Source organism: Ruegeria sp. CDSB022, from assembly GCF_059611145.1.
The window spans coordinates 199,953-206,404 of record NZ_JBXWOZ010000004.1; the positions used below are offsets into that span (position 1 = coordinate 199,953).

Sequence of the window (6,452 nt, forward strand, 5' to 3'; positions counted from 1 at the left end):
TTCGCCACTGCTTGGCTCTAATCGCCAAAGAACCGAAATCAGTTAGAAAACAGGCTCGACCAGGCAAATCATAACGCTGTACCTGCCCTCTTTTTTACTTCCTGATCGCTGGGCGGTGAACTCAGTTGACAATGGATTTTGTATTTTGGATACATTGGGCAGGGATTTCGCGGCGGTGACAGTCATCAAAGATTGTTCTGACTAGAAATTAGAACAACGCGAAAATCTGAAGAAAAAACATTTCTGGGAGAAACTCATGAAACTTAGATTGATGGCCGCAACTGCAGCGATTGCGTTGTCCAGTGCTGCGGCCCAAGCAAATACTTTGGTATATTGCTCGGAAGGATCACCCGAAGGCTTTGACCCGGCGCTGTTCACCGCAGGGACAACCTTTGATGCCTCGTCACACCCGATTTACAACCGTCTGCTCGAGTTTGAGACCGGTACTACCAATGTTATCCCCGGTCTGGCGGAAAGCGTTGAGGCCAGCGATGATGGTCTGGAATATACCTTCAAATTGCGTCAGGGCGTCAAATTCCATTCGAATGACGAATTCACGCCGACGCGTGATTTCAATGCTGATGACGTGATCTTCTCGTTCATGCGCCAGAAGGATGAAGGCCATGCCTATAATCAGGTATCTGGTGGTACCTGGGAATATTTCCAGGGCATGGGTATGCCGGACCTGGTCGAGTCGATTGAAAAAGTCGACGACTACACAGTGAAGTTCACCCTGTCCAAGCCTGAAGCGCCTTTTGTGGCCAACATGGCGATGGACTTTGCCTCGATCCTGTCTGCGGAATATGCGGATGCGATGATGGCCGCGGGTACGCCTGAGAAGCTGAACACAGCACCGATCGGGACTGGTCCGTTCTCGTTTGTAGCCTATCAGAAAGACGCGGTGATACGCTATGCGCAGAATGCCGACTACTGGAAGGCCCCTGCGGATGTGGAGAACCTGATCTTCGCGATCACGCCGGATGCATCGGTTCGCTATCAAAAGCTGAAAGCGGGCGAATGTCATATCATGCCTTATCCGAACCCGGCCGACATTCAGGCGATGCAGGACGATGCGGATATCAACATGTTGGAGCAGGAAGGCCTGAACGTCGGCTACCTCGCCTACAACACCACCATGGCACCGTTCGACAATCCGAAGGTCCGCAAGGCGCTGAACATGGCGATCGACAAGAATGCGATCATCGACGTCGTGTTCCAGGGCTCGGGCCAAGTTGCCAAGAACCCGATCCCGCCAACCATGTGGGGCTATAACGACGCCATCACCGATGACGCGTATGATCCCGAAGCGGCCAAGGCGATGCTGGAAGCCGAAGGCGTATCCGACCTGTCGATGAAGGTTTGGGCGATGCCGGTACAGCGTCCCTATAACCCGAATGCACGCCGTATGGCCGAGCTGATCCAAGCGGATTTTGCTAAGGTTGGTGTCGACGTCGAAATCGTGTCCTATGAATGGGGTGAATACCTGTCGCGTTCGAAAGATCTGGACCGTGACGGAGCCGTTCTGCTGGGTTGGACCGGTGACAATGGCGATCCAGACAACTTCCTGGCGGTTCTGCTGGGTTGTGACGGACGCGAAGCCTCGAACCGGGCGCAGTGGTGCCACGAGCCCTTCGAAGAGCTGATCCTCAAGGCCAAGCAGTCCACCGATCAGGCCGAACGCACCAAGCTGTACGAAGACGCTCAGGTGGTCTTCAAAGAGCAGGCGCCTTGGGCAACGATCGCACACTCGGTGGTCTTTATGCCGATGCGCAACGAAGTGCAGGGCTATAAAGTGCACCCGCTGGGCGGCCACATCTTCTACGGTGTGAGCGTCGAATAATTCATCACTTACCGACCGGAGCCGCCCGCGTGGCGGCTCCGGTTTCTTATTGGAGGTCGGCCCTGATGCCGAATTTGTCCGAGTACCGTCAACTGGCAAAGGACATGTCAGTTGATGCCGTGGCCCTTGTGCCCGGCCCGAATTTCACCCGCGCATTGGGAAAACCTTTCATGAGCCACGAACGGCCCTTTGTGGTCGTGGTCCCCGGCGAAGGTTCTCCTGCGGCCATCGTTCCCAACCTTGAGCTCGGCAGTTGGGACCTGGTTGGATTTGAAGGCGCCGTTTTCGACTGGTTCGACCAGACCGGGTATGATGACGCCTTTGCAGCCCTCGCCAAGCATATGCTGCTGACATCGCTGGCTGTGGAAGGGCAGGTGATGCGAGTCTTTGTGTCGAAAGCGTTTACCAACGCGTTACCGGACCTGCGGATTGTCGATGCCGAGCGTGAAATTTCTGGCTTGCGCATCATCAAGACAGAAGACGATATCGCAGCGCTTCAAGCCGCGATCGACATCTCTGAACGCGCGTTAGAGCGCGTGATAGCGGATGTGCGCGTCGGTCAGACCGAATTGCAGATTGAACAGGCCTTGATTCAGGCACTGTTTGCGGAAGGCGCCGCCTCGCTGGCATTTTCGCCGATTGTTGCCGCCGGGGACAACTCGGCGCGGCCCCATGGCAAGGCGCGGGCGGATTACCAGATCAAACCGGGCGATGCGCTTTTGTTTGATTTCGGAGCCCGCAAACATGGGTTTGCCGCCGACATCACCCGCACGTTCTTTGTCGAAGAGGTCTCGGACGAGGGCAGGGCGGTCTATGACACCGTTCTGCGCGCCAATCTGGCAGGATTCAAAGCCTGCCGTCCCGGTGTCACGGCGCATGATATCGACGATGCCGTGATCGGCGTTCTCGAAGCGTCACCCTATGCCGATCGGATCCGCACCAAAACGGGCCACGGTCTGGGCCGCGACGTTCACGAAGCGCCGTATATCATGCGTGGAAACGACCAGAAAATCCTGCCGGGCATGGTTTGGACAAACGAGCCGGGCCTTTACGCGCTGGACAATTTCGGCGTGCGCATAGAAGATGACGTGCTTGTTACAGGGGATGGCTGTCGGTCGCTAACCCACTTTCCCAAAGATCTCACAATCATAGGTCGCTGATGTTTGGCTACTTTCTTTCTCGTCTCGGTATGTTCATTCCGACATTTCTGGGTGTAACGCTTATCTCTTTCATGTTCATTCGCGTTTTGCCTGGTGATCCGATCATCGTCATGGCCGGCGAACGCGGAATGTCCGAGGAACGCTATCAGGAAATGGTGGTCAAACTGGGCTTCGACAAGCCAGTCCTCCAACAATATTGGGACTATCTGACCGGCGTTATGCAGGGCGATCTGGGCGAAAGCTTTGTCACCAAGAAACCGGTCTGGGACGAGTTTTTTGCCCTGTTCCCAGCGACGCTGGAGTTGTCAATCTGCGCGATGATCTTCGCGGTGGCCCTTGGGTTGCCCGCCGGTGTCATTGCCGCAGTCAACCGGGGCAAATTCTTTGATCGGGCGCTGATGTCATCTGCGCTGGTGGGATATTCGATGCCTATCTTCTGGTGGGCGCTGCTGCTGATCATCGTGTTCTCGGGCAATCTGGGCTGGACACCTGTTTCGGGTCGGATCGACCTTCTGTATTACTTCCCCAGCGTGACCGGCTTTATGCTGATCGACAGTCTTTTGTCGGGGCAACCCGGGGCATTCACGTCGGCTGTTCGGCATTTGATTCTGCCAACGATTGTTCTGGGGACGATCCCGCTGGCTGTCATTGCGCGTCAGACGCGCTCGGCGATGCTTGAGGTTCTGGGCGAGGACTACATTCGTACCGCGCGGGCAAAAGGCCTGTCACCCACTCGGATTAACGGGCTGCATGCTCTGCGTAATGCGTTGATCCCCGTGATTACGGTGATCGGCCTGTCGGTTGGAACTTTGCTGGCTGGTGCAATTCTGACCGAGACGATCTTTAGCTGGCCGGGCATCGGCAAGTGGATGGTCGACAGCATCTTCCGGCGCGATTACCCGGTGGTGCAGGGCGGTCTTCTGATGATCGCCGTGATCGTGATGCTGGTGAACCTACTGGTCGATGTCCTTTATGGCATCATCAATCCAAAAATCCGGAGGCGGTGATGGCTGAACTATCTGCAAACGCACCCAAAACCGAAGACCGCCCAAGCGCCTTGCGCGAATTCTGGTTTTATTTCAGTGAAAACCGCGGCGCGGTGATTGGCCTGTGGGTATTCGCGGCCTTTGTCTTTTGCGCTGCCTTCGCACCTTTGCTGGCCCCCTACGATCCAACCGAACAGTTCCGCGAGCATATCCTGCAGCCTCCGGCGTGGCAGGAAGGCGGCAGTTGGGCCTTCCCGCTGGGAACTGATCCGCTGGGCCGGGATATGCTGTCGCGGCTGATTATGGGATCTCGCTATTCCTTCTTTGTCGGGATCGTCGTGGTTTGTGTGGCCGTGTCAGGCGGTGTGGTTCTTGGCCTGCTTTCCGGGTTTGCACCCAAATGGGTCGATACGATGATCATGCGCGTGATGGATATTATCCTGTCCTTTCCGTCGCTGCTGCTGGCACTGGTTCTGGTCGCCATTCTGGGCCCGTCTCTGACCAATGCAATGATCGCCATCGCCATTGTGTTTCAACCACATTACGTGCGCCTCACCCGCGCCTCGGTTCTGGCCGAACGGCAAAAGGATTATGTGACCTCGGCCCGTGTGGCCGGTGCAAGCAAGGCACGCCTGATGTTCAAAACCGTGCTGCCGAACTGTCTGGCGCCGATCATTGTCCAGGCGGCGCTGTCCTTCTCGACCGCGATTCTGGATGCTGCGGCACTTGGCTTTCTGGGCATGGGGGCGCAGCCGCCCACGCCGGAATGGGGCACAATGCTGGCCGAAGCGCGCGAATTCATTCTGCGCGCCTGGTGGGTGGTAACTTTCCCTGGCCTGGCCATTCTGGTCACGGTGCTGGCAATCAACCTGATGGGCGACGGTCTGCGCGACGCGCTGGACCCCAAGCTGAAACGGAGCTGAAGACATGAGCCTGTTGGAAATCCGAAATCTTTCGGTCGAGTTTGCTACTGCGTCGGGTGAGTTCCGCGCTGTGGATGGCGTTGATCTGTCTGTCAACAAGGGCGAGTTGATGGCCATCGTCGGAGAAAGCGGCTCGGGGAAATCCGTGTCAATGCTGGCGCTGATGGGGTTGCTGCCATGGACGGCGACGATCACGGCAGATGAAATGAGCTTTGAGGGTCGCGACCTGACCAAAATCTCGGCACGGGATCGGCGCAAGATCATCGGCAAAGATATTGCCATGATCTTTCAAGAGCCGATGTCTTCGCTAAACCCCTGTTTCACGGTCGGTTTCCAGATCAAAGAAGCACTGCGTATCCATCTTGGGCTAAACCGCAAAGACCGTCATCAGCGCGCGATTGAGCTGTTTGACCTGGTGGGTATCCCGGCACCCGAGAGCCGTCTGAATACGTTTCCTCACCAGATGTCGGGCGGCATGAATCAGCGGGTCATGATCGCGATGGCGATTGCCTGCACCCCGAAGCTTCTGATCGCGGACGAACCCACTACCGCGCTTGATGTAACAATTCAGGCGCAGATTCTGGATCTGTTGGTCCGATTGCGCGATGAGCAGGGGATGGGCCTTGTTCTGATTACCCATGACATGGGTGTTGTGGCAGAAACCGCCGAGCGGGTTCAGGTCCAATATGCCGGTCAAAAGGTCGAGGAACAGCCGGTACGCGATCTGTTCCGCACACCGCGCCATCCTTATACCTCAGCTTTGCTGAACGCTTTGCCTGAACGGGCAACTTCGAAATTGCTGCCGACGATTCCAGGTGTTGTTCCTGGTCAATTTGACCGTCCCAAAGGTTGCTTGTTCAGCCCGCGATGCCAATTCGCCGATGACTTGTGCCGGAACACACCACCCGCTCCGCATGGAGCAGATTTCGGCAAGGCCCGCTGTCACCACGTCAAGGAAATCACCGCTGGAGAATTGGCATGACCGCCCCGATCGTTCAGGCAAACGCGTTGGCCCGGCACTATGAGGTCAAAGGGGGATTGCTGTCGAAATCGGCAACGGTCAAAGCCCTTTCCGGTGTGGATTTTGCCCTAGAGCCTGGCAAGACGCTGGCCATTGTAGGAGAGTCTGGGTGCGGTAAATCCACCCTCGCTCGCGTCGTAACGATGATTGAAGAGCCCACTTCGGGAACACTGACCATCGACGGCGTCGATATCACCCCGTCAAAATGGGCTGAGATGCGCGAAAACGTGCAGATCGTGTTTCAGGATCCCTATGGTTCGCTTAATCCGCGACAACGGATCGGTCAGATCCTGCAGGAACCTCTGATCATCAACCGGCCCGATATGACCGCTGCGGAACGGGAAACTCGCGCACGCGAAATGATTGATCTTGTCGGTCTGCGCCCCGAGCATTATGACCGCTACCCCCACATGTTTTCGGGCGGCCAACGGCAGCGGATTGCGATTGCCCGAGCCCTGATGCTGAACCCCAAGGTTCTGGTTTTGGATGAGCCGGTATCGGCGTTGGATGTTTCGATCCAGT

Annotated in this window: 6 protein-coding genes; all 6 read left to right on the forward strand. The window is 56.5% G+C overall.

What is annotated here, in order from left to right:
* Positions 1 to 256: 256 nt before the first annotated feature.
* Complete coding sequence (locus tag AC2FIZ_RS10575; RefSeq protein ID WP_142636319.1) at positions 257 to 1,840, forward strand: ABC transporter substrate-binding protein; 1,584 nt, start codon at positions 257 to 259, stop codon at positions 1,838 to 1,840.
* Positions 1,841 to 1,905: 65 nt separating this feature from the next.
* Positions 1,906 to 3,000, forward strand: coding sequence for a M24 family metallopeptidase (locus tag AC2FIZ_RS10580; RefSeq protein WP_282027189.1), 1,095 nt, complete (start codon positions 1,906 to 1,908; stop codon positions 2,998 to 3,000).
* Positions 3,000 to 4,007: an ABC transporter permease subunit gene (locus AC2FIZ_RS10585; RefSeq protein WP_142636316.1), complete on the forward strand. Its 1,008-nt coding sequence runs from the start codon at positions 3,000 to 3,002 to the stop codon at positions 4,005 to 4,007. The genes AC2FIZ_RS10580 and AC2FIZ_RS10585 overlap by 1 nt, the downstream gene beginning before the upstream one ends.
* The gene (locus AC2FIZ_RS10590) at positions 4,007 to 4,909 is read left to right on the forward strand and encodes an ABC transporter permease subunit (RefSeq protein ID WP_185956667.1); all 903 of its coding nucleotides are present in this window, start codon (positions 4,007 to 4,009) and stop codon (positions 4,907 to 4,909) included. The genes AC2FIZ_RS10585 and AC2FIZ_RS10590 overlap by 1 nt, the downstream gene beginning before the upstream one ends.
* A 4-nt stretch (positions 4,910 to 4,913) precedes the next feature.
* A complete protein-coding gene (locus tag AC2FIZ_RS10595) occupies positions 4,914 to 5,891 on the forward strand; it encodes an ABC transporter ATP-binding protein (RefSeq protein ID WP_142636312.1) in 978 nt (325 codons plus the stop codon).
* The coding region (locus AC2FIZ_RS10600; protein ID WP_496791003.1) for an ATP-binding cassette domain-containing protein at positions 5,888 to 6,452 on the forward strand (565 nt) is incomplete at its 3' end. The genes AC2FIZ_RS10595 and AC2FIZ_RS10600, both read left to right, overlap by 4 nt.

Coding starts and splice junctions, on each gene's coding strand:
- AC2FIZ_RS10595 (WP_142636312.1), top strand. CDS start 4,914: ATGAGCCTGTTGGAAATCCGAAATCTTTCGGTCGAGTTTGCTACTGCG.
- AC2FIZ_RS10585 (WP_142636316.1), top strand. CDS start 3,000: ATGTTTGGCTACTTTCTTTCTCGTCTCGGTATGTTCATTCCGACATTT.
- AC2FIZ_RS10580 (WP_282027189.1), top strand. CDS start 1,906: ATGCCGAATTTGTCCGAGTACCGTCAACTGGCAAAGGACATGTCAGTT.
- AC2FIZ_RS10590 (WP_185956667.1), top strand. CDS start 4,007: ATGGCTGAACTATCTGCAAACGCACCCAAAACCGAAGACCGCCCAAGC.
- AC2FIZ_RS10575 (WP_142636319.1), top strand. CDS start 257: ATGAAACTTAGATTGATGGCCGCAACTGCAGCGATTGCGTTGTCCAGT.